Source organism: Sulfitobacter sp. GN1-4, from assembly GCF_055693825.1.
The window spans coordinates 1943331-1965390 of sequence record NZ_JBVFUQ010000003.1 but is presented as its reverse complement, the minus strand read 5'-3'; the positions used below and the strand labels follow the sequence as shown (position 1 = coordinate 1965390).

The 22060-nt window shown below is 59.3% G+C and carries 17 protein-coding genes, 3 tRNA genes and 3 pseudogenes; 11 read left to right on the top strand and 12 right to left on the bottom strand.

Features of this window, described 5'->3' with window-relative positions:
• Positions 1-204: 204 nt before the first annotated feature.
• Positions 205-1482, bottom strand: a pseudogene (locus ACZ1HM_RS10240) (helix-turn-helix domain-containing protein).
• 120 nt (positions 1483-1602) lie between these two features.
• Positions 1603-2826, bottom strand: coding sequence for a 5-aminolevulinate synthase (gene hemA / locus ACZ1HM_RS10235; protein ID WP_472742686.1), 1224 nt, complete (start codon positions 2824-2826; stop codon positions 1603-1605).
• A gap of 358 nt (positions 2827-3184) precedes the next feature.
• Between hemA and ACZ1HM_RS10230 the strand changes: the two genes are divergently transcribed.
• The 4 genes and pseudogenes from ACZ1HM_RS10230 (at position 3185) to ACZ1HM_RS10215 (ending at position 5864) form a co-directional block, all read left to right on the top strand.
• Entirely contained in the window at positions 3185-3607 is a 423-nt protein-coding gene (locus ACZ1HM_RS10230) for a GNAT family N-acetyltransferase (protein WP_472742685.1), read from the top strand.
• A 98-nt stretch (positions 3608-3705) separates the two neighbouring features.
• A pseudogene (locus tag ACZ1HM_RS10225) lies at positions 3706-5076 on the top strand (M20/M25/M40 family metallo-hydrolase).
• A 37-nt stretch (positions 5077-5113) separates the two neighbouring features.
• Positions 5114-5353, top strand: a complete 240-nt coding sequence (locus ACZ1HM_RS10220) for a hypothetical protein (protein ID WP_472744685.1) — start codon at positions 5114-5116, stop codon at positions 5351-5353.
• A pseudogene (locus ACZ1HM_RS10215) lies at positions 5263-5864 on the top strand (gamma-glutamylcyclotransferase). Before ACZ1HM_RS10220 ends, ACZ1HM_RS10215 begins: the two are co-directional and overlap by 91 nt.
• A gap of 212 nt (positions 5865-6076) precedes the next feature.
• On the opposite strand, the gene ACZ1HM_RS10210 reads toward ACZ1HM_RS10215, so the two are convergent.
• A complete protein-coding gene (locus ACZ1HM_RS10210; protein WP_472742684.1) occupies positions 6077-7039 on the bottom strand; it encodes a DMT family transporter in 963 nt (320 codons plus the stop codon).
• Positions 7040-7096: 57 nt separating this feature from the next.
• On the opposite strand from ACZ1HM_RS10210, the gene ACZ1HM_RS10205 reads away from it, so the two are divergent.
• Both ACZ1HM_RS10205 and ACZ1HM_RS10200 read left to right on the top strand, forming a co-directional pair.
• On the top strand, positions 7097-7621 hold the full coding sequence (locus ACZ1HM_RS10205; RefSeq protein ID WP_472742683.1) for an alpha/beta fold hydrolase: 525 nt from the start codon (positions 7097-7099) through the stop codon (positions 7619-7621).
• A 92-nt stretch (positions 7622-7713) separates the two neighbouring features.
• Entirely contained in the window at positions 7714-7989 is a 276-nt protein-coding gene (locus ACZ1HM_RS10200) for an alpha/beta fold hydrolase (RefSeq protein WP_472742682.1), read from the top strand.
• Positions 7990-8185: 196 nt separating this feature from the next.
• Here ACZ1HM_RS10200 and ACZ1HM_RS10195 read toward each other — a convergent pair.
• The 3 genes from ACZ1HM_RS10195 to ACZ1HM_RS10185 form a co-directional block, all read right to left on the bottom strand.
• A tRNA-Asp gene (locus tag ACZ1HM_RS10195) sits at positions 8186-8262 on the bottom strand.
• A 116-nt stretch (positions 8263-8378) separates the two neighbouring features.
• Entirely contained in the window at positions 8379-9317 is a 939-nt protein-coding gene (locus ACZ1HM_RS10190; protein WP_472742681.1) for a pirin family protein, read from the bottom strand.
• A gap of 113 nt (positions 9318-9430) precedes the next feature.
• Complete coding sequence (locus tag ACZ1HM_RS10185) at positions 9431-11527, bottom strand: DUF4214 domain-containing protein (RefSeq protein ID WP_472742680.1); 2097 nt, start codon at positions 11525-11527, stop codon at positions 9431-9433.
• Between the two features lie 424 nt (positions 11528-11951).
• Here ACZ1HM_RS10185 and ACZ1HM_RS10180 point away from each other — a divergent pair, with 424 nt between their 5' ends.
• Entirely contained in the window at positions 11952-13199 is a 1248-nt protein-coding gene (locus tag ACZ1HM_RS10180; RefSeq protein WP_472742679.1) for a Hint domain-containing protein, read from the top strand.
• Positions 13200-13374: 175 nt separating this feature from the next.
• Here ACZ1HM_RS10180 and ACZ1HM_RS10175 read toward each other — a convergent pair.
• The 4 genes from ACZ1HM_RS10175 to ACZ1HM_RS10160 all read right to left on the bottom strand — a co-directional run bounded on the left by ACZ1HM_RS10175 (position 13375) and on the right by ACZ1HM_RS10160 (position 14742).
• A tRNA-Val gene (locus tag ACZ1HM_RS10175) sits at positions 13375-13450 on the bottom strand.
• A gap of 69 nt (positions 13451-13519) precedes the next feature.
• The gene (locus tag ACZ1HM_RS10170; RefSeq protein WP_472742678.1) at positions 13520-14110 is read right to left on the bottom strand and encodes a histidine phosphatase family protein; all 591 of its coding nucleotides are present in this window, start codon (positions 14108-14110) and stop codon (positions 13520-13522) included.
• A gap of 74 nt (positions 14111-14184) precedes the next feature.
• A tRNA-Val gene (locus ACZ1HM_RS10165) sits at positions 14185-14259 on the bottom strand.
• 48 nt (positions 14260-14307) lie between these two features.
• Positions 14308-14742, bottom strand: a complete 435-nt coding sequence (locus ACZ1HM_RS10160) for an HU family DNA-binding protein (protein ID WP_472742677.1) — start codon at positions 14740-14742, stop codon at positions 14308-14310.
• Positions 14743-14961: 219 nt separating this feature from the next.
• Between ACZ1HM_RS10160 and ACZ1HM_RS10155 the strand changes: the two genes are divergently transcribed.
• The gene (locus ACZ1HM_RS10155; RefSeq protein ID WP_472742676.1) at positions 14962-15150 is read left to right on the top strand and encodes a hypothetical protein; all 189 of its coding nucleotides are present in this window, start codon (positions 14962-14964) and stop codon (positions 15148-15150) included.
• A gap of 287 nt (positions 15151-15437) precedes the next feature.
• Here the strand turns inward: ACZ1HM_RS10155 and lon are convergent, their stop codons facing one another.
• Together lon and tgt are read right to left on the bottom strand one after the other, a co-directional pair.
• Positions 15438-17849 (bottom strand): endopeptidase La, encoded by a 2412-nt coding sequence (lon, locus tag ACZ1HM_RS10150; protein WP_472742675.1) that lies wholly within the window; start codon positions 17847-17849, stop codon positions 15438-15440.
• A gap of 316 nt (positions 17850-18165) precedes the next feature.
• Positions 18166-19293, bottom strand: a complete 1128-nt coding sequence (tgt, locus tag ACZ1HM_RS10145) for a tRNA guanosine(34) transglycosylase Tgt (RefSeq protein ID WP_472742674.1) — start codon at positions 19291-19293, stop codon at positions 18166-18168.
• 113 nt (positions 19294-19406) lie between these two features.
• Here tgt and ACZ1HM_RS10140 point away from each other — a divergent pair, with 113 nt between their 5' ends.
• From ACZ1HM_RS10140 to rimK, 3 genes are all read left to right on the top strand, one after another.
• Complete coding sequence (locus ACZ1HM_RS10140) at positions 19407-20300, top strand: SPFH domain-containing protein (RefSeq protein WP_472742673.1); 894 nt, start codon at positions 19407-19409, stop codon at positions 20298-20300.
• Complete coding sequence (locus tag ACZ1HM_RS10135; RefSeq protein WP_472742672.1) at positions 20300-20575, top strand: NfeD family protein; 276 nt, start codon at positions 20300-20302, stop codon at positions 20573-20575. Before ACZ1HM_RS10140 ends, ACZ1HM_RS10135 begins: the two co-directional genes overlap by 1 nt.
• Before the next feature lie 95 nt (positions 20576-20670).
• Complete coding sequence (gene rimK / locus ACZ1HM_RS10130; RefSeq protein ID WP_472742671.1) at positions 20671-22050, top strand: 30S ribosomal protein S6--L-glutamate ligase; 1380 nt, start codon at positions 20671-20673, stop codon at positions 22048-22050.
• The last annotated feature ends 10 nt before the right edge of the window (positions 22051-22060 follow it).

Here is a 22060-nt window from a genome sequence, read left to right as displayed (position 1 = left end):
TTGGGCAGATGCAGGCACCTGCAGCAAAATCCAAGGTGCAACCCGTTGAAATCACTGATTTCGGGCAAGGTCCTGCGCTGCGGGGCGCATGCATTTCTACGCCGCAGTGGTGTTCGAAAAACCGGCATCAGCCAAAGCGCGTCAAAACCACGGCGCATCTTGCACCATGTGATACGCAGTGTCGCATGTGGAACGGTGGTTGGTTTAGTTGATCTGACAGGGCATCGCGGAAAGGATCGCCGGATCAATATCCGTCTCACGCAGATCCGCAAACATCCGGTTCAGGGATTGATCCACCGTGGGATCAACGGGCTCATACAGTTCGGCCAAAGCCTGCTGGTTCAACGGCAGGTTCGAGGTGATCGTGCCGCGATCGCCCACCGGCCCAAAGCACCCGGTCGACATGGCAAAATACAACGCACCAGATTCGCCTGTGCGCAGTGTGGCAGGCTCTTCCGTCGCGGGAACGTCGTAAACCTCGCCCTTGTCCATGACCTTTTCAAAGATCACGGTGCCATCCGCTGCACGCACCCGCACCCAAGAGGGGAATGCCGCAACCATGCGCACCCCTTCCTGAGGCGCCTCAACAACCAATGGCACACCGGGTGAGGACGCCAAGGCTTCGTTCACGGCCAGATCGGTGTTGAATGTGCTGCCTCCCAAGCTGGCGGTCAGGCCGGCTTGCTGGTCTGCGGGATTGACAAAGTTGCCAACGGAGCGCGGGTCAATCGTTGCGATGGGCGCATCACGCGCCACCAAAACTGGCACGTCCAGCGCTTGTGGCCGGTAGAGACGATCCAGCGCATCACTGCGCGGTGCCTCAATCGCACGGGGTGCGCCTGCCGTAATGTCTTCCTGAGCGGTCTGCGCTAACGCACCATCCAGCGGATCAAGGTTAGACAGGACCACCGGCGTCTGATCGACCGGGGCCACCTGCACGCGCTGCACTTCTTGCAGTACGGTGTATCCCCCAAACCCAAGCGCACCGATCAAGCCGATCAGCACCATCATGGAGCCGACCGCCCCAGGTTCCACCCGGCTGAACAGGCTCTCGCCTGCGGGGGTGAAAGGCATGTTGGGTTTTGCAAAAGATCCGCTTCCTGCGGGCGCTTCTTGCGCTCTTCAAAGGTGGGCTTTTTGATCACTGAGGCTTCGGCAGACATGCCATGCGCCACCTGGAAACCAGATTCGTCACAGAACGCACTGGAACGCCTGATCAGGGTCCATATTCAGATAACGTGCATAGGACCGCACATAACCTGCGATAAAGCCCGGCGTATCAAAGGCTTCGGGATCGGCATTTTCAATGGCCGCGATATAGGCTGCTTTGATACGCAATTCGCGCTGTACGTCGAGCAAGGATTTGCCCATCGTGGCGCGTTCACCACGCATGACATCCCCAAGTCTCAGCTCAAAAGCATCAAACCCTTTTGGCTCAGCATGCTCTTCTTCTGTGATCTTAGAGGACCAGCGCCCGATCATCCCATCGCCCCGTGTTAACGTACCTGTAAACTTTTCTTCGAAGCGAGCGGCCGATTCGAATTAAGCCTTTTGTTTCGTTTACGTTAGCACAGTGCAACGGAAAATACGAATTTTACCTATTTAACCCGCAAGCTCGGCACGATTCAGCGCACAATGCGACCACAAGTTGTCCATTGCCTTGACCAAAGCATCCAACTCTTTGAACTCGTGCACCGGCGACGGTGTAAAGCGCAGACGCTCCGTGCCCCTTGGTACTGTGGGGAAATTGATCGGCTGCACATAAATGCCGTGATCCTCAAGAAGCATGTCCGACAGCATCTTTGTATGCACCGGATTGCCCACCATCACCGGCACAATATGCGAGCCGTGATCGATGATCGGCAGCCCCATGCCTTTCAACCGCAGCTTGAGGATGCTCGCCTGCTGCTGGTGCTTGTCCCGCAACTCTTGCGCGGTCTTGAGGTGTTTGACCGATGCCGCAGCCCCCGCCGCTACGGCAGGTGGCAAGGACGTGGTAAAGATAAAGCCCGGCGCATAGGACCGGATCGCATCACACATCTTATCGCTGGCCGCGATATAGCCGCCCATCACACCATAAGCCTTCGCCAAGGTGCCGTTGATGATGTCGAGCCGGTGCATCAGACCATCACGCTCAGCCACACCGCCACCGCGGGGGCCGTACATGCCAACCGCGTGAACCTCATCAATATAGGTCAGCGCGCCAAATTCATCCGCCAGATCGCAAATCTCTTCGATGGGGCCGAAATCACCGTCCATGGAATAGATCGATTCAAACGCGATCAGCTTCGGCGCCTCTGGATCATCGGCCTCCAGCAACTCGCGCAGATGTGCCACGTCGTTGTGACGGAAGATCCGCTTGGCCCCGCCATTGCGGCGCACACCCTCAATCATGGAGGCGTGGTTCAGCGCATCCGAATAAATGATCAGGCCCGGAAAGAGCTTGGGCAGGGTCGACAGCGTCGCGTCATTGGCAATGTAGGCTGATGTAAACAGCAGCGCCGCTTCCTTGCCATGCAGATCCGCCAGCTCCGCCTCCAACCGCTTGTGATAGACGGTGGTGCCAGAGATGTTGCGCGTCCCGCCTGACCCGGCACCGGTGGATTTTAACGCCTCTTCCATCGCGGCCAGAACCACAGGATGCTGGCCCATGCCAAGATAGTCGTTGCCACACCAAACGGTGATCTCTTGTTCAGATCCATCCGGACGGGTCCAGATGGCGTGGGGAAAGTTGCCCTTGCGCCGTTCAATATCAATAAAAGTCCGGTAGCGACCTTCATCATGCAGGCGCGCAATCGCCTCATCCAATTTCGCATCAAAGTTCATGCGGTACTCCGTCTGGCATGATCCGGCTGTGCCCGGACCCGCTGGTTTTAGAACCAATATAGAAACGTATTCTCAGCTTCAATGCGTTATAGCTGAACGTGTTGTCGCAGCTTTGATCTGGGTCAATGCCCACAGGGATCAAAGTTTCCGATCTGCGGCGCGTCGCACATCCTTTGCCACCAAAGCGAACGGATGCACCGCCCTGACGTTGCCCGCATCCGCCAATCCCCGTAAAATCAACGCCATAGATGATCGCAAGCGCAGGCAAGATGGCTCCCTCCTCAAGTCCCCCAAACTCCCCCTCAGCCCCATGATCAGGTGGGCTGAGCCCGGCGATGTTGCGGCGCTCACCCCGCTGATGCTCCAACTTTATGCACATTCCCAAACGGATCCTGGGGGTGCCGCTTCCCCAGCCGATGCCGCCGCGCATGTGCAAACCCTGCTGGAGCCGCACACACCGCACAGGCTGGCTGTCGCCTTTGCCCCAGACGGTAGCGCCATTGGCCTCGCTGCCGCAGCCCTTTTCGTCTCTGTCAACGAAGCCCGGCCAGACCATCGAACCCAGATGGAGCTTAAAGAACTTTTTGTGGCCCCCACCCTGCGCAGCCAAAAGATCGGAGAGGCGCTGATGGCACGGCTTGAGGATTATGGCCGCGCCGCAGGTGTCAGCAGATTTGACTGGCATGTGCACGCAGGCAACACCCGCGGGATCGCTTTTTACGAACGACAAGGCGCGCATCTGGTCCCTGACCGCCACAGCATGCGCAAGCTGCTCAAGTAGGTACAGCGTCCCACCCGCATCCAACTCCGTCAGATCCCCTAGACACCGCCTCGCCGCCTGATACGGTCGCGCAAAACCAACACCGACCGGAGTGCCCCATGTCGCTTGACGCCGTCCTCGCCCGTATTGACGCAGACCTGCCCGCCGCAACAGAGCGTTTGCTCGACCTGCTGCGCATCCCCTCCATCTCAACCGATCCGGCCTACAAAGACGATTGCGACCGCGCCGCCGATTGGCTGGTCGCAGACCTGCAAGGCATGGGGATTGAGGCCAGCAAACGCCCCACTCCGGGCCATCCAATGGTCGTCGGCCATCTGGGCGACAGCGGCCCACACCTTTTGTTCTACGGCCACTATGATGTGCAGCCCGTCGACCCGCTTGAGCTGTGGGACAATGATCCTTTTGATCCCCAGATCGAAGACACCCCCAAAGGCCAGGTCATCCGGGGGCGGGGATCTTCCGATGACAAGGGTCAGCTTATGACCTTTGTTGAGGCTCTGCGCGCGTGGAAAGAGGTCAAAGGCAGCTGGCCCTGCCGCATCACCTTCTTTTTTGAGGGCGAAGAGGAATCAGGTTCCCCCTCCCTCGTGCCCTTCATGCAAGAAAACGCCGAAGAGCTGAAAACCGACATCGCCCTGATTTGCGACACCGGGCTATTCGAGATCCAAAACCCCTGCCATCGTCACCATGCTGCGCGGCCTTCTGGGCGAAGAGCTGACCATCACCGCCCCCGACAAGGATCTGCATTCCGGCATGTACGGCGGCATCGCGATGAACCCTGCCCGCGTGCTGGCGCGCATCATCGCCTCCCTGCATGACGACAGCGGCCGCATCACCGTGCCCGGCTTTTACGACGGCGTGCCCGAACTCTCAGATGAGCTGGAGGCGCAATGGCAGGGCCTGGCCTTCAACCACCAGGCCTTCCTGGGCGACGTGGGCCTCTCCCATCCCGCCGGCGAAGCCGACCGCACCCGCTTGAGATGATCTGGTCGCGCCCCACCTGCGAAGTCAACGGCATCTGGGGCGGCTACACCGGCGACGGCTTTAAAACCGTGCTCCCCTCCCAAGCCCACGCCAAGATCAGCTTCCGCCTCGTAGGCACCCAAGACCCCCACACCATCCGCGCCAGTTTCCGCCAGATGGTGCAAGACATGCTGCCCCCCGACGTTGAGGTTAGCTTTAACGGCCACGGTGCCAGCCAGGCTTCAGGGGCCAATACATCTGACCCGATGTTTGAAAAGGCGCGCCAGGCGCTGTCCGACGAATGGCAGATCCCCGCAGCCTATGTCGGCTGCGGCGGCTCCATCCCCATCGCAGGCCACTTCCAGGCGATCCTGGGCACCGAACCGATGCTGGTGGGTTTTGGCAAGGACGACGACCAATTGCATTCACCCAACGAAAAATACGACATGGAAAGCTTTCACAAAGGCATCCGCTCCTGGGCGCGCATCCTTGATGCACTGACCTAGGCACGCCCGCGCCCTCCTATTCCCAGACGGACCCGCCATGCCCTTCGCCCCCCACGTCTTTCGCCACACCCCGGCCCTGCAAGGGCGCATCACCCCGCCCGATGCCTCCGACGTGCGCTTTGGCCGCGACCGCTTTGATGAGCTGGACATCCAGGCCGCGGAAGAAGGCTGGGCCCAGGCTGGCGCATGGACCACGACGCGCGGGAGGCAAATCGGCTTGAAACCCTCAAAGGCAGGTTTGAGCAGGATCTTTGGGTCTTCGCCTATGGCTCGCTGATCTGGGATCCCGGCGTGGAGGTCGCAGAATACCGCTACGCCACCCTGCCCGGCTGGCAACGGCGCTTTGCATGCAACTTGAAGGCGGCCGCGGCAGCGAGGACTGCCACGGCCTGATGGCCGCACTCGACAAGGGGGGTCATTGCGCCGGCGTGGTCTTCCGCATTGAGGCCGCCCTCGTTGATCAGGAAACCCGCTTCATGTGGAACCGAGAGATGTTCTCAGGCTCCTATGTGCCGGTCTTTGAAACCTTGCAGACCCCCCAAGGCCCGGTGGAGGCGCTGCTCTTTGTCATGGACCCCAGCAACCACCGCTATGTCCCACATCTGACCCAGGATGAGGCCGCCGCCATGATCGCCAAGGCCGAAGGCAACTTGGGCACCAATTTCGCCTATCTCGACAGCTTGATCCGGCACCTTGATGAGCTGGGCCTGGACGATGCCGACATGCGCGCGCTGCACCGCCGGGCCCAAACCCAGCGCGACGCCCATTTGGCTGCCCATCCAGACTGACGCGCGCGCCCAGCAGCAGCCACAAACAAACGGCTCGCACCGCAGGTCCCCAACACACGCCAAACCCCGTCAAACCCGCACCACCAGTTCCCCCACTGGCCATGGCGCGCGCCCTTGCGCTTCATCTTTCCTCTTATAACTCAAAAGCCCGCTCACCCCCCATCACACCACCAGCGATAAAGCGCGAAATACTCGCCCCGCAGGCGCCAAACCTACCCCTGCGTGTCACCCTGCGCTTTCAGCTTGCCCTCGCGCAGGAAAACGAAAACACCTGAGGCGATCACAATCGCCGCCCCCGCAAAGACCACAGGTTGCGGCCATTCATCAAAAACCGTCCACCCCCAGAAAAGCGCAAAGATCAGCAGAATATACTCAAACGGTGCCACCACGGAGGCCCGGCTCAGCCGGTAGGCCTGGCTCATCAAATAGCCCACCGCCCCGGCAATCGCCCCCAGCCCCAGGATCGGCCACCAATCGCCCGGCTCAGGCCAGACCCAAGCGCGCAACAGAAACCGAAGGCTGTCATTGGTGCTGTCATCCACAAACCGCCCATCGCCCACCGCAAAATACATCGCAGCACTGATGATGATGAAGGAAAACTGAATATGCGTGGCCAGGGCTGAGGCGCGGCTGGTAGCCCCCAGTTTGCGGGTCAGCACCGACATGCTGGCATATCCAGCCGCCGCCAGCACCGGCAAGATAACGACCCAGCCCAGGCTGTCCTGACCGCCGCCAAATTGCGGCACCATCATCAGCAACACGCCGCCAAATCCCACGCCAATGGCAATGAAACGCCTCAGGCCCACATGCTCTCCCAATACCGGTATGGACAGAAGCGTCACAAACAAGGGGGCTACAAAATAGATCGCGTTGGCCGTTGCCAAGGGCATCGCGACAATCGCGGCATAGATCGCGCTATTGGCAAAAACAATCAGCACCGCACGCAACAGATGCAGCCCCCAGCGTCCGGTGTTCAACAGCCGCCAGCCGCCTTCCCAATGCAGCAGGACCAGCGAAAAAAAGATTGCGATAAAACTCCGCAGGAACACCAGCTGATGCAGGGGATAGGCGCCGGACATGCTTTTGATCAGCATGTCATTGATCGAAATCAGAAACATGCCCGCAATCATGCAGGCAATGCCCCAGCGACCAGAGTTGACAGATGCGGTGTTCATACGTCCTCCTATACCCGCAGGGTCAGGCTGGCCATGCCTGATGTGACGTGGAGGCTTATGACACTCTTTGCAGGATTTGAACGGGCGACGGCCCAGGTGAACGGCCAAGAAATCGCTTTTGTCAAAGGCGGCGATGGCCCGCCGGTTTTGCTGCTGCACGGGTTTCCGCAAACCCATGCGATGTGGCACGCGGTGGCCCCGGTTCTGGCAGACCGCTACACGGTGATCGCATCTGATCTGCGCGGCTACGGCGCCAGCAGCAAACCTGAAGGCACCGCGCCCTATTCCTTCCGCCCGATGGCCGCAGACCAACAGGCGCTGATGGCACATCTGGGGTTTGAGCAGTTCCACCTCATTGGGCATGACCGGGGCGGGCGCACAGCGCACCGCTTGGCGCTGGATCACCCTGAGGCGGTGATGAGCCTGACGGTGATGGATATCGTACCCACGCACCTGCTGTTGGCTGACTTAACCCAAGAGGTCGCGCGGGCCTATTACCATTGGTTTTTCCTGCCCCAGCCCTACCCCTTCCCAGAAACGATGATCGGCCACGACCCTGACAGTTTTTCTCGTCCTGCCTGACCGGATGGGGTGCGGCAAGCCTGTCTGACTTCGCGCCGCAAGCGCTTGAGGCCTACCGCGCCGCCTGGCGGCAAAAGGAAACGATCCGGGGCATGTGTGCAGATTACCGCGCGGCACTGGATCACGACTTTGATCTCGACGCCGCCGATCTTGCGCGGCGTCTTACGTGCCCTGCCCTGGTGATGTACGGCGCGGATGGCGCGATGGCGCGGGCCTATGACGTGCCCGCAACCTGGGCGGATCGGTTTTCAAACCTTCAAAGCGCAGCGGTGCCAGGCGGGCATTTCTTTGTGGACCAACATCCCCAGGAAACCGCCCAAGCGCTTTTGGCCTTTCTGGATGGGCAAGGCTTTGAAATCCCTACTTAAGTGTTAATCCGCCCATAAGTGGCTGATCTGCATAGACCTTTGGCTTCTGTCCCCGCGGGGACACCCGGCGGGGGCGCGTCTTGGCACGGGCTGAGCGCTTGGGGGAGAGGTAAAAGTCTGTGCGCCCGCACAAACCCACCGTCACGCAATCACAAAACGAAAAAGGGTCCCCGGAGGGACCCAATTCAGGCAGCGGTGGCGCGGTTGACGGGGCTCGAACCCGCGACCCCCGGCGTGACAGGCCGGTACTCTAACCAACTGAGCTACAACCGCCCGCTGCATGTTTTGGGTCAGCCCCAAAACGTTTGGTCGTAATATGAGCGGTTGCCAGGGGCGTCAAGACGCAAAGAGGGTCTGAGACAGAAAATTTGCACGAATTTTCTGTCGCCTCATCGGGCGGGTGCGGGAATGAATTCCTGATCGTCACCGGGGGGCAGTTGGAAACGCCCATGTGCCCAGTCTCCGGCACGCCAGGCTTCTTTCGCAGCATCGATGCGGTCCTTCGAAGAGGCCACGAAATTCCACCAAATATGACGCGGCCCATCCATGGTGGCACCCCCCAACAGCATGATCCGCGCGCCTTGCTCTGCGGCTTTGGCAGAAATCCGGTCACCGGGGCGAAAAACCAGCATTTGCCCCGCCTCAAACCGCTGGCCTGCCACCTCAACCGCACCGGAGACAACATAAAGCCCGCGGTCTTCGTGATTGTCGGGCATGGGGATGCTGGCCCCAGCCTCAAGCAGCGCATCGGCATAAAAGGTCTCTGAGAACACTTTCACCGGCGCACGTTCCCCCCAAGCGTCGCCCAGGATCAAGCGCACCTCTTTCCCCTCACCTTCCAGCAGGGGCAGTGTGTCTTTGGGCGCGTGCTGAAAATCAGCCGGTTCGTCTTCGTATTTCTGCGGCAATGCCACCCAGGTTTGCAGACCAAAAAGACTGTGGGGCTGTTTGACGTAATCGCCATCGGCGCGTTCTGAATGGGTGATGCCGTGCCCAGCCACCATCCAGTTCACGGCCCCAGGTTCAATCCATTGATCTGTGCCCAGGCTGTCGCGGTGGTGGATTTTGCCCTTGTAGAGATACGTGACCGTCGCCAGCCCGATATGCGGATGCGGGCGGACGTCGATGCCTTTGCCGGTCAGAAACTCAGCAGGGCCCATCTGGTCAAAAAAGATGAACGGCCCCACCATCTGCCGTTTTGGGGCGGGCAAGGCGCGGCGAACCTCAAAGCCACCCAGATCGCGTGCACGCGGCACAATCACGGTTTCAATGGCGTCTACCGCGTCCCCAACGGGACAATCGGGATCAAGTGCGGGGTTCCAACTCATCTCATGGCCTCCTTGAAAGATCTGTTGATCTCAAAGTAAGCAAAACTGGCCCTGTATCAATGCGCACATATACCCACCTTTGGCGCATATATCGTGCGCAGATGCACAGCGCGTCAGAGGAACGCCCAGTCCCCCGGATCCGATTGGTAAAGGCCCATCAACACCTCTTCAGATTCGCGCGCGTTCTCTGGGCTGACGGCGATATCTGCCAGCGCCAGTGCACGGGTGATGGTGCCATCGTTGAGCAGATCCAAATAGAACTGCCGCCCCGCCGCGTCAGAGGCCCGGTCGAGCACGTTGAGATAGATCTGCTCAAGGAAGGCTGAATTCGACAGCGTATCCACATCCCCAAAGCTTGCCGTGAACTCAGGGCTGTTCATCAGATCCGCCGCTAGGAATTCATCCGAAAGGTTGTCCCGCTCTGTCACAGAGATGTAGAAATTCAGGCCCGGCAGGTCGATATTGCCATCGCGGTTCAACGCCGCTTCATAAAGCAGGGCCACACGCTCAGCGATCAGGAAGTCTTCTGGTGCGCCTGCCCCATCCAGCGCTGAGCCGTCCTCAAGCGCCAATGTGGCGTCATCAAAGATGATCGTGTCCACGCCAAAGAGCTTGTCACGGGTTCCGCCGGGGCCTGTGACCACAGCGTAGGTCGATCCGCCCAGAACCGTGTAGGCATCCGCGTTATCGAAATAGAGGGCCGTGGCCCCGGCGGTGCCGTCGGTAAAGCTGCTGCCCGCCATAAGGACGTTGTCGCCCGCATCGCCGCGCAGCACATCGCGCCCGCCGTTGCCACGTATCACGTCGTTGCCGTCGCCCCCTGCAAGGCTGTCGTTTGCGGCGGTGCCTGCGATGTCTTCGCTGCTGGTGTCGCCCACAGTCAGGGTGCCCGCGTCTTCGCCCCCATCGTCGAGCCTGCCAATTTCGATGTTCGCCTCTGTCAGCGTGTCGCCGGTGTCATTGGTAAAGACAAAGGCGCTGGCCCCGCCGGGCAGCACGACCTCAACCACATTGCTGCTGGGCTGAGTGACCAGATCCAGCACCTGGGCCGCCGTGGTCAGGCCAAAGAACGGATCGATATAGAGCTTTTCGTTGACGAAATCGAAATCGTTCAGCCGCCCGCGTCCGTCCCCGACCATGAAGTAAAACGAATCCACACCGTCGTTGCCAAAGACAACATTGGTGCCAGCCCCAACCAGGATCGCATCATCGTCTTCACGTCCCGAAAGGGTGTCATCCCCATCGCCGCCGATCAGCGTGTCGTTGCCCGTGGCGCCCGACAGGCTGTCGCCGCCTGCTCCGCCCACCAGATAATCATCGCCCTCATTTCCAAACAGCGCGTCATCGCCCAAGCCGCCCAATATGGTGTCATCGCCCAGGCGGCCGGAAATGCGGTCTTCGCCGCCCAAACCGTCGATGGTTTCACCCAGTGCCGTGCCAATGATCCGCTCGCCTTCTTCGGTGGCAAGCTCAAAGGATGTGCCTTGTTTATCAAAGCCCTCAATTTCATACCCAATGTCCGCCAGGATCGCCTTTTCGAAATCACCCGGCAGGTCGCGCGTGCCGGGGGCAGTGTCTTTTTCAAGCGCATGGGGGCCTGTGGCCAGACCGTCGTTGATGTGGGCAAGGTCTTCTTCCAGCGGGATGCCAGCGCCACCGGTGACGGCCATTGCATTGGGGCCGGTAAAGGTTTCGCCTTCGACAAAGGCCTGAAAGGTTGCGGACCCACCGATGCCCAGGATGTGCCCCAACTCATGGATAGCGATGGAGATCATGTCGAACTTGCCGTCCTCAGGACCATCCAGCGCAAAGCTGTAGTCAAAGGTTGGATTGACCGCAAAGGTGCCCGCGAAGGGTTCAAAATCCGTTGTGGCCCCTTCTTCGCGGAACTCGCTGGTAAAGCGTAGGCGGTTGATGTCGCCGGTGATGTCAAAGCCCGTCGCCCCCGCTTGCGCCAGGGATCCTGAAAGGTTGGTTGACGTATGGGCAAAGACAAGAATGCCTTCGAGGTCTTCTGTCAGGGTAACGGGTTCGCGTTCGCCCGTCTCAAGGTTGGCGACGGTAAAGGGCTGGCCTGCCTGCAAAACCGGAAAGTCATCCTCAATCAGGTCCTCCCAGATATCCGCGGCAGCTTCGAGAGCGGCGCGCACCTCTGCGGTGAAAAACCCTTGGGTATCTAGGCGGTAATCAAACTGGATGGAAAAAGGCATAAGCAAAAACGTCCCAAAGTTGGAATGGAAAACGGGTAAATGTGGTTTTGAACTGTTGTGGTGTCTGGCAGATTAGCAGGATTTCTGACCATAGGATGGGTAATTAAGCCCTTCATTGTCCAGAACTTTTTTCTGTGTAGCCGTCTTTTCGAGACGCTTCTCAAAGGACTGTTCGCTGCGCGCCATGGGCGGTTGATGCATTGTAAAACCGTTGCAGGGATCGCGGGCGGCTAAGCTTGGTTTTGCGCGATCTCAGGCACCCTGATTTACGCGCAAAAGCCATATTTTTATGGGGCAAAGGGTCTGTTTCTGACGCATCCCAGACAGCGCCCAAAAGTGTAAATCCCCTGATTTGCCACAATTGCCCCGAAAATTGGGCAGGCCCGCCAATTATCCCCCTTTTTGACACACAGGAGACTGGGCGATGGCGCGCGGAGAAGTTGGAACACTCACACGGGGCGGATTTGGCGCGGATGAAGAGGTCCGCGTTGAATTTACCGAAGAGATTCAGAATGCGGTTGTGATGCTGACCGCCACCAACAACGGTGGCGATGAATTTTCATTGGTTGTGACATCGGTGGATGCCACCGGGTTCACGTTCAAGCTGTCCGAATGGGAAGATCAGGACGGTCCTCACCCCGCGACGGAAACGATCAATTGGATCGCGGTAAAGCCCGGCGTGCATGAGTTGCCGGACGGGCGCATCATCGAAGCAGGCACAACGACAACCGGCACCACCGCGTCTGCGGTCACGCTCAACGGAGATTTCAGCGATCCGCCCGTCGTTCTAACCAACCGGATGAGCGAGAATGATCCGCATGTCGCCGACAGCGACCCGTTTAACATCACCGCCGATGGCTTTGACGTGGCCTTGCAAGAAGGATCGCGTGCGGATGGCGTGAACACAGGCGAAACCGTCGGCTATATCGCGATTTCGCAAGGTGGCGATGCAGACAACGGGACGGCTGTTGTCTCAGATAATTTGACCACCGGGGTGCAGTATTTCGATCTGGGGGCAAGTTTTAACAACGGGATCACTCTGGCTGAAACCCAATCCCTCAACGACGCGGACGCGGGCAACGTGCAGTTGCGCAACGACAACCGCGATGATGAGGCGCGTCTGTTCTTTGATGAAGAATCCGGGGATGGAGAAACCGCGCATGTGCCTGAAAGCGTGGGCATCATCACCTTCGAACAAGGCCTGATCCCCTGCTATACCGCCGGCACGCTGATCACCACGGCGCGTGGCCAGGTAGATGTCTCTTTGCTGGTTGCGGGAGATTTGATTTTGACCCGTGATGGCGGTTTCAAAGAGCTGCGGTGGCTGCAGGCCACCAAGGTCGATGCCGCGCGCATGGCGCATGAGCCGCATTTGGCGCCTGTGATCATTCGAAAAGGGGCGTTGGGGCCCAACCTGCCCTTTGCCGACATGGCCGTATCGCCACAACACCGGATGCTGATGGGGGGCTGGCGCACGGAGCTTTTGGTCGGTCAATCCGAAGTGCTGGTGCCCGCCAAGGCCCTTGCCAATGGCCGCGACATCGTGCAGCCCACATCAACGGGGTGCACGTATTACCACCTGCTGCTGGACCAGCATGAGGTAATCTTTGCCAACGGCACCGCATCAGAAAGCCTACATGCGGCGCATCTGGATAAGGGGGATCACCCCTGAGGCACGGCATGAACTGCTGACACTCTTTCCGGATGTGGAGTTAGGATATGGCGCGCCTGCCCGCACCTGCCTAACCGTCGGGCAAGGCAAAGCCTTTGCGGCCTGACGGTTCCAACCCATGAGGGATCACGCCGCGTCTGTTCGAGGTGATTTGGTTACGGCAGAGAGGGGGGCATGGTGGGTCGTGAGAGGCTCGAACTCCCGACATCTTCGGTGTAAACGAAGCGCTCTACCAACTGAGCTAACGACCCGCCGTTTGGACCTCTTAGCGCAAGCGGGGATGGGCTTCAAGCCCCATTTTGCACTGATGTGCAGATGCGTTAGCTGTGCTCTGCCTCGGCGCGCAAAACGATCTCCTGACCGTCCTCAAGCAGATAGATGCAGCCTTGATTGTTGGACAGATGCCCTGCCTCAGCCAGCGGCAAGCCGCGCACCTGGGCGCGCAGAACCTGGCCCAAAAGCCCGTGGGCCACAATCACCGTGGGACCGGTCAAATCGTTCAGAAAACTGCAGATCCGGGCGTGAAAGGCGGTGAGGCCCTCTCCGCCTTCGGCGGCCTCGTAAATCTCAAGCGCTGTGGGCTGGGTCGCGGCCCACTCGGGATGTTGTGCCATGATCTCATCACGGGTGCGGCCCTGCCAGTGGCCGGCGTGAATTTCCATCAACCGGTCATCGGTTTGAAAAGGCGCGCCGTGCAGGGCGATCTGCGCGGTCTGAAGGGTGCGTCCCAAGGGTGAGACGAAAATCGCAGGGTTTTCGGCCAGAATGAGCGGCATCAGCTGCGCCTGCTGCTGGGCATCGGCCAAGCCCTGATCGGTCAGGGGTGAATCAAGCTGGCCTTGCAGGCGGAACGCGCGATTCCATTCGGTTTGGCCGTGACGCAGAAACCAGATTTTTGGGATGTTGGACATTGGGGCCGTCTTTGGTCTTTCCCCCGCAGACACACGATCTGGCTGTGTCAGTCGTGGCTGGGACAAAGGGGAAATGGTGGGTGATAAGAGATTTGAACTCCTGACATCTTCGATGTGAACGAAGCGCTCTACCACTGAGCTAATCACCCATGAGGCGGGGATTTAGCCGGTTCGGATAGCGCGTGCAAGAGGCGGTTCTACTCAGACGGGGCGTCTTTTTTCGGCTTGGGTTGGCGGATCTTGGTAACCAGCACACGCCCGTTCGGCATTTCCTTGGCCTTGCGCACCTTAAGCTTGCCGAAGGGCGGCAGATTAAGCTCGCGGTCTTCGACCAGGGCGGTGCCCAGGATTTCCAACATACTTTCAACAATCGGCTTTACGTCGCGCTTTTTCTTGCCGGAGTGTTCAACAACCGCATCGACCAGTTCTTTCTTGCGCATCACAGGGCCCAGAACGACAGACTTTGGTGCCTCGACCACACGTGGAGGGGCCGAGGCGGCGGGCGCTGGGGCGTTGCCGGTGACGGCCGTTGTGGGGGCCGCGCCAAGTGCGTCTTTCGCTGAGCTTTCGGACTTGGCCCGCGATTTGCTCGCGGTTCGGCTTTTGGGTGATTTCTTTGCAATGGTGCTCACGGTGCTCTCGCCTGTATGATTTTATTTTTGATGCGCAGGCAGCCCAATGGGGTGCCCTCTTCCTACGGGGGGCGGGCCACTGGAATATGTGTGCAACCCCCTGCCCTACGCAAGATGATGTGCATGAGCGTAACGGATTTTGCGCCTCAGCACCAGCATTGCTTGCGGTTTGATGCAGATTGGCTAGGCTTATCCTTGCGTGAAACTTGGGGGTTTATGATGAAACGCAAGATGTATCTGGCGGCTGTTATCGCCGCAACGCTGGCTGGCACCGGGGTGCAGGCCGGGTCCTTGGCGGATCCGGTGGTGGATGCGCCGGTGATTGTGGCGGATGCCACAAGCAGCAGTTCGGGGACGGCAACCGTGCTGCTTTTGGCGGTGCTGATGTCGGTGCCCGTGCTGGACTGATCCTTTGGCCTGCCAAGGGTGAGGCACGACGGTGCCTGCACCAACGGTGTGCTCAGTAGAACGCCCCGTGGGTTTGAATGGGGCGTTACGGTGGGTTTTGCTGTGGCTGAACGCCTGTGATGGCGGGTTCGGATGGCAGAACGCGGGTTAAGGCCCGGACGCCAGAGGGGGCGGACGTGCTGGATGTCCCTACTCACATCGCACCGCCAAACGCAAAAACGCCCCGCAGAGCACGGGGCGTTTTCTATTTCATTACCAAGCGCTTGCGCGCCCTAGCTGATGTCAGATCAATGCGCTGTGGCAGCGTCCCCGCCTGTGGCCTTAGCCGCCAGGGCCGCAGCGGCAGCGGCGTCTTCTGCCTCCTGATCCCATTCGATCGCTTCAGGCTTGCTGACCAGCGCGTGTTCCAGCACCTCAGACACGTGGGAGACAGGGATGATGGTCAGCCCTTCTTTCACGTTGTCGGGGATATCCGGCAGATCCTTTTCGTTCTCTTCGGGGATGAGAACGGTTGTGATCCCGCCCCTAAGTGCGGCCAAAAGCTTTTCTTTTAACCCACCGATCGGCATCGCATTGCCGCGCAAAGATACCTCGCCGGTCATGGCGATGTCTTTGCGCACGGGGATTTTGGTCAGCACGGACACGATGGAAGTCACCATGGCCAGACCCGCTGAGGGGCCATCCTTGGGCGTGGCCCCATCGGGAACGTGCACGTGGATGTCCAGCGTGTCAAAGGTGGGCGGTTTGATCCCGATCTGCGGCGAGATAGAGCGCACATAAGAGCTGGCCGCGTCGATGGATTCCTTCATCACATCGCCCAGCTTGCCTGTGGTCTTCATCCGGCCCTTGCCCGGCAGACGCAGCGCTTCGATATGAAGCAGCTCTCCGCCCACGGAGGTATAGGCCAGCCCCGTCACAACACCGATCTGGTTTTCCTTTTCGGCCAAGCCGTAGCGGTGTTTGCGCACGCCCAAGAAGTCATCGAGGTTGTCGGGCGATACCACGACAGTCTCTGCTTCCTTTTTGACGATCTTTGTCAAAGACTTACGCGCCACTTTTGCGATCTCACGCTCCAAGTTCCGCACGCCCGCTTCGCGGGTGTAGTAGCGGATCACATCCGTGATTGCACCATCCTCAATCGCGAACTCCTTGGCCTTCAGGCCGTGGTTCTTGACCTGTTTGGTCACCAGATGCTGTTTGGCGATCTCCAGCTTTTCATCCTCGGTGTAGCCAGACAGCGGAATGATCTCCATCCGGTCAAGCAACGGCCCGGGCATGTTGTAGCTGTTGGACGTGGTCAGGAACATGACGTTCGACAGGTCATATTCCACTTCCATGTAGTGGTCCACGAAGGTCGAGTTCTGTTCAGGGTCCAACACCTCAAGCATGGCAGACGCAGGGTCACCACGGAAATCCTGGCCCATCTTGTCGATTTCATCGAGCAGGATCAGCGGGTTCGTGGTTTTCGCTTTTTTCAGCGCCTGAATGATCTTGCCAGGCATGGAGCCGATATAGGTCCGGCGGTGGCCACGGATCTCAGATTCGTCGCGCACACCACCCAGCGAGATGCGAATAAACTCGCGTCCCGTTGCCTTGGCCACTGATTTACCAAGCGAGGTTTTGCCCACACCGGGAGGGCCCACCAGGCACATGATCGGGCCTTTGAGCTTAGACGAGCGTTGTTGCACCGCGAGGTATTCGACGATCCGCTCTTTGACCTTTTCCAGCCCGTAGTGATCGTTATCCAGGATCTCTTGCGCCTTGCCGAGGTCCTTTTTAACGCGGCTTTTCTTGCCCCACGGGATCGACAGCATCCAGTCGAGGTAGTTGCGGACCACGGTGGCCTCAGCCGACATCGGGCTCATGTTCTTGAGCTTTTTCAGCTCCGCTTCGGCCTTTTCCTTGGCCTCTTTGCTAAGCTTGGTTTCCGCGATTTTCTCTTCGAGTTCAGCGACTTCATTCTTGCCGTCCTCACCATCGCCCAGCTCTTGCTGAATGGCTTTCATCTGCTCATTCAGGTAGTACTCGCGCTGGGTCCGCTCCATCTGAGATTTGACGCGGGTTTTGATCTTTTTCTCAACCTGCAGCACAGACAGCTCGCCCTGCATGAGGCCGTAAACCTTTTCCAACCGCTCGCTGACGCTGAGGGTTTCCAGAAGGTCCTGCTTCTGCTCCACCTCAATGCCCAGGTGACCGGCCACAAGATCAGCCAAACGCGCCGCCTCAGAGGTTTCACCAACGGCTGTAAGGGCCTCATCTGGCACGTTTTTCTTGACCTTGGCGTAACGCTCAAACTCATCCGCGACAGAGCGCAACAGCGCCTGCGTGGTGGCCGCATCGCCTGGCATCTCTGTCAGATACTCGGCGCGGGCCTCAAAGAAGTTGTCGTTCTCAAGGTATTCGGTGATGCGCACGCGCGCCTGACCTTCGACCAGCACTTTGACCGTGCCGTCGGGCAGTTTCAGCAGCTGCAGCACATTGGCCAGCACACCGGCTTTGAAGATCCCGTCGGTGCTGGGATCATCCTCGCCCGGGTCGATCTGGCTGGATAAGAGAATCTGTTTGTCATCCGCCATCACCTCTTCGAGTGCGCGGACAGACTTTTCGCGCCCCACGAAAAGCGGCACGATCATGTGGGGAAATACCACGATATCGCGCAACGGCAAGACGGGATAGGACGCGTTGAGGGGTTCTAACATGCTCAATTCCTTATGATAGCAAGACGTCTGCGGTCCCGTTCGCGGCAACCTTTGGCGTCTCCTGTAGTTGACCCGATATGTAGGTGAGGCCTGATTGTTTCAATCCCCAAAGTTTTGAGGTTGCCCATATCATTGCGCCAAGGGCCAAGAGACGCAAGCGCCGCTTTGTCACAGATCGGCTTAAATGTGAGGCGATTTGAAGATGGTCTAAGCCTTCCGCGCGTAAGGCAGGCGGCTGAATGGGCCCCACCGCCTGATCGGCCCTCAGACGGAAAGAATGTTCACCAAAGAGAGGGCTGACCGCCCGCAAGCAGGCTCAGAGCGGGTCAATATCGCCTTGGGCCCGTGTGGCGTGAAAATCCTTCTGCCATGCTTCAAAGGTGCCTGCGGCAATGGCTGTGCGCATCTGGGACATGATCTGTTGGTAATAATGCAGGTTGTGCCAGGTCAGCAGCATGGAGGCGATGATCTCATCACTGCGGAAGACGTGGTGCAGATAGGCGCGTGAATAGCTGCGGCAGGCCGGACAGGTGCAGGTTTCATCCAGCGGGCGTGGATCATCCTTGTGGCGGGCGTTTTTGATGTTGAGCACACCCAGCCGGGTAAAGATCTGCCCCGTGCGCCCGGAGCGGGACGGCAGCACGCAGTCCATCATATCGATGCCGCGCGCCACTGCGCCCACGATGTCATCAGGTTTGCCCACGCCCATCAGGTAGCGCGGCTTGTCTTGCGGCAGTTGATCGGGCGCATAATCGAGGCAGCCGAACATCGCCTCTTGCCCCTCGCCCACGGCCAGGCCGCCCACGGCGTAGCCGTCAAAGCCAATCTCGCGCAGGGCCTCGGCGCTCTCGCCCCGAAAATCTTCCTCAAGCCCGCCTTGCTGAATACCAAAGAGCGCGTGACCGGGCCGGTCGCCAAAAGCGTCCTTGGAGCGTTTGGCCCACCGCATCGACAAGCGCATGCTCTCAGCGATGCGGGCGCGGTCGGCGGGCAAGGCGGGGCATTCGTCAAAGCACATCACGATGTCTGAGCCCAAGAGCCGTTGGATCTCCATTGAGCGTTCGGGGGTGATTTCGTGCTTTGAGCCGTCGATATGGCTTTTGAAGGTCACGCCTTTTTCGGTCAGTTTGCGCAGCGAAGACAGGCTCATCACCTGAAACCCGCCAGAGTCGGTCAGGATCGGACCGGACCAATTCATGAACTTATGCAGCCCCCCCAGCGCATCGATCCGCTCTGCCGTTGGGCGCAGCATCAGATGGTATGTGTTGCCCAAAAGGATATCGGCCCCAGTGGCGGCCACGCTTTCGGGCAGCATCGCCTTGACGGTGGCGGCAGTGCCCACGGGCATGAAGGCAGGCGTGCGGATGTCGCCACGGGTGGTTTTGATCACCCCTGCGCGCGCTTTTCCGTCTTGGGCCTGTTTTTCAAAGGTAATCTGGGCCATGCCGCCGTCCTTTCACTGGGTGATGCAGGGCCTACTGCAGGCGGAGAAAACTTGCAATCACAGGGCTGTGACCCCACATTTAGCGTAAATTAAGTGATCAAGGGACAGCCATTGTGGATTTTGAGACATTGATACTTTCCATCCTGGAAAACAACCTGGCCTGGCTGTTGCTGGCGGCACTGGTCGTTGTACTGATTTTGCAGTCGGTCAAGATTGTGCCGCAGTCCGAACAGCACGTGGTAGAGCGGTTTGGGCGGCTGCGGTCGGTTCTGGGGCCTGGCATCAACATGATTGTGCCCTTCATTGACCGGGTGGCGCATAAGATCTCCATTCTGGAGCGGCAGTTGCCCACGGCCAGTCAGGACGCGATCACCCGCGACAACGTCTTGGTGCAGGTCGACACATCCGTGTTCTACCGCATCACGGAGCCCGAAAAGACCGTCTACCGCATCCGCGACGTGGATTCAGCCATCGCCACCACTGTGGCCGGCATTGTGCGCGCCGAGATTGGTAAGATGGATCTGGATGAGGTGCAGGCCAACCGGTCGCAGTTGATCACCACCATTAAGTCCAGCGTTGAAGACGCCGTGGACAACTGGGGGATTGAGGTCACACGGGCTGAGCTGTTGGACGTCAATCTGGATACCGCGACACGGGCCGCGATGATGCAGCAGCTTAACGCCGAACGCGCTCGGCGCGCGCAGGTGACAGAGGCCGAAGGCTCCAAACGGGCGGTGGAGCTGGCCGCGGACGCGGAGCTTTACGCCTCTGAGCAAACCGCCAAGGCGCGGCGCATTCTGGCTGAGGCCGAAGCCTATGCCACGCAGGTGGTGGCCCAGGCAATCAATGAAAACGGGCTTGAGGCCGCGCAGTACCAGATTGCGCTCAAGCAGGTAGAGGCCGTCAGCACCATGGGCAGCGGCGAAGGCAATCAGACCGTTGTGGTCCCCGCAGAGGCGCTGACCGCTTTCACCGATGCCTTTAAGCTTTTGAAAGGACGTGGGTAATGCAGGATCTTTTGACCCTTTGGTGGATTTGGATTTGCATCGCTTTGGGCGTGGGCATTCTGGAATTGCTGGCGCCTGGGTTCATCTTTTTGGGCTTTGCGCTGGGGGCTGTTGCGATGGCCGCTATCGTGGCCACCGTAAGCTTGGGCAACATCCCAGCCATTTTGGCGATTTACGCGGTGTTGTCCTTGATCGGATGGATCGCGCTCAAGGCGGTTTTCCGCAAGCAATCCAGCGGCGCGCGGGTGGTCACCGAAGACATTAACGAAGGCTAGAATAAGGGCCAGCCACCGCCCTGCCCCCGCCGATTGGTTGCGATCCTGAGGTCAGACTGCTACCCCCGAAGGCTTTAACAGATCGGGGGTGCGGCATGGATAATCTGTCATTTGGCTGGGAAGAATGGGTGGCGCTGCCCGATCTGGGGCTGCCTGCGATCAAGGCCAAGGTGGATACCGGCGCGCGCACCTCAGCGCTGCATGCCCATGACATTGAAACCTTTGGCTCTGCCAAAAACCCCAAGGTGCGGTTCAACGTGCATCCCATTCCGGGGCGCGAAGACATCGCCATCACCTGCTCTGCCACCTTGATTGACCGGCGCGAGGTGACGTCATCGAACGGCGAGGCCGAACAGCGCTATGTGATTGAAAGCACGCTGGATGTCGGCGGGCAAAGCTGGCCGATTGAAATCACGCTGACCAACCGTGCGGGCATGACCAGCCGGATGCTGTTGGGGCGGCAGGCCTTGGGCGATCACATCACCATCACCGCGACAGAGCGGCGATTGCAGCCTGATTTAAGCTATGACGTCTATCACGACGCGCGGGTGCGCCGGGTGGCCCCCAAACGCGCCCTGCGCCTTGCGGTGCTCAGCCGTGAGGACAATTACTCCACCCGCCGCCTGGTTGAGGTGGGCGAAGAGCGTGGCCATACGGTTGAGGTGATCGACACCACCCGTTGTTACATGGCGATCAACGCAATGGCCCCCGAAGTGCATTACGATGGCAAACGACTGCCGCGCTATGATGCGGTCATCCCACGTATCGGGGCTTCCATCACGCCCTACGGCACGGCGGTGATCCGGCAGTTTGAGACGATCGGCACCTATTGTGTGAACGGCAGCGCTGGCATCACCGCGAGCCGCGACAAGCTGCATGCGCATCAGGTGCTGGCCTCTAAACGCATCGGGATGCCCACGACCGCCTTTGCTGCATCACCTAAGGATACGTCGAACCTGATGGGGTTGGTGGGCACGGCGCCAGTGATTGTGAAACTGTTGGAAAGCACACAAGGCAAGGGTGTGGTGCTGGCGGAGACAAAGAAGGCCGCTGAATCGGTGATTGATGCCTTTCGGGGCCTCAAAGCGAACTTTCTGGTACAGGACTTTGTCAAAGAAGCCGCAGGTGAGGACATTCGCTGCCTTGTGATCGCGGGCAAAGTGGTGGCGGCCATGAAACGCACCGGGGCCGATGGCGATTTCCGTTCGAACCTGCACCGAGGTGGCTCAGCCAAGGTGGTGCGCATCTCTAAAGAGGAGCGCGAAACAGCTGTGCGCGCAGCGCGTGCCTTTGGGCTGGGAAAGGCCGGGGTCGATCTTTTGCGGTCTGAGGCGGGGCCAAAGGTGTTGGAGGTCAATTCCTCCCCCGGTTTTGAAGGCATTGAAAAGGCCACCGGCAAAGACATCGTGGGCAAGCTTTATGATGAGATCGAAGCACGGGTGAAGCCCCAGCCGGTGCGCCGCCGCAAACGCTAGGCCGCGCGAG

Bases quoted from the DNA above. Each gene is read 5' to 3' on its own strand.
- hemA (WP_472742686.1), bottom strand. From the start codon at position 2,826: ATGAACTTTGATGCGAAATTGGATGAGGCGATTGCGCGCCTGCATGAT.
- ACZ1HM_RS10230 (WP_472742685.1), top strand. From the start codon at position 3,185: ATGCTCCAACTTTATGCACATTCCCAAACGGATCCTGGGGGTGCCGCT.
- ACZ1HM_RS10220 (WP_472744685.1), top strand. From the start codon at position 5,114: ATGCCCTTCGCCCCCCACGTCTTTCGCCACACCCCGGCCCTGCAAGGG.
- ACZ1HM_RS10210 (WP_472742684.1), bottom strand. From the start codon at position 7,039: ATGAACACCGCATCTGTCAACTCTGGTCGCTGGGGCATTGCCTGCATG.
- ACZ1HM_RS10205 (WP_472742683.1), top strand. From the start codon at position 7,097: ATGACACTCTTTGCAGGATTTGAACGGGCGACGGCCCAGGTGAACGGC.
- ACZ1HM_RS10200 (WP_472742682.1), top strand. From the start codon at position 7,714: ATGTGTGCAGATTACCGCGCGGCACTGGATCACGACTTTGATCTCGAC.
- ACZ1HM_RS10190 (WP_472742681.1), bottom strand. From the start codon at position 9,317: ATGAGTTGGAACCCCGCACTTGATCCCGATTGTCCCGTTGGGGACGCG.
- ACZ1HM_RS10185 (WP_472742680.1), bottom strand. From the start codon at position 11,527: ATGCCTTTTTCCATCCAGTTTGATTACCGCCTAGATACCCAAGGGTTT.
- ACZ1HM_RS10180 (WP_472742679.1), top strand. From the start codon at position 11,952: ATGGCGCGCGGAGAAGTTGGAACACTCACACGGGGCGGATTTGGCGCG.
- ACZ1HM_RS10170 (WP_472742678.1), bottom strand. From the start codon at position 14,110: ATGTCCAACATCCCAAAAATCTGGTTTCTGCGTCACGGCCAAACCGAA.
- ACZ1HM_RS10155 (WP_472742676.1), top strand. From the start codon at position 14,962: ATGAAACGCAAGATGTATCTGGCGGCTGTTATCGCCGCAACGCTGGCT.
- lon (WP_472742675.1), bottom strand. From the start codon at position 17,849: ATGTTAGAACCCCTCAACGCGTCCTATCCCGTCTTGCCGTTGCGCGAT.
- tgt (WP_472742674.1), bottom strand. From the start codon at position 19,293: ATGGCCCAGATTACCTTTGAAAAACAGGCCCAAGACGGAAAAGCGCGC.
- ACZ1HM_RS10135 (WP_472742672.1), top strand. From the start codon at position 20,300: ATGCAGGATCTTTTGACCCTTTGGTGGATTTGGATTTGCATCGCTTTG.
- rimK (WP_472742671.1), top strand. From the start codon at position 20,671: ATGGATAATCTGTCATTTGGCTGGGAAGAATGGGTGGCGCTGCCCGAT.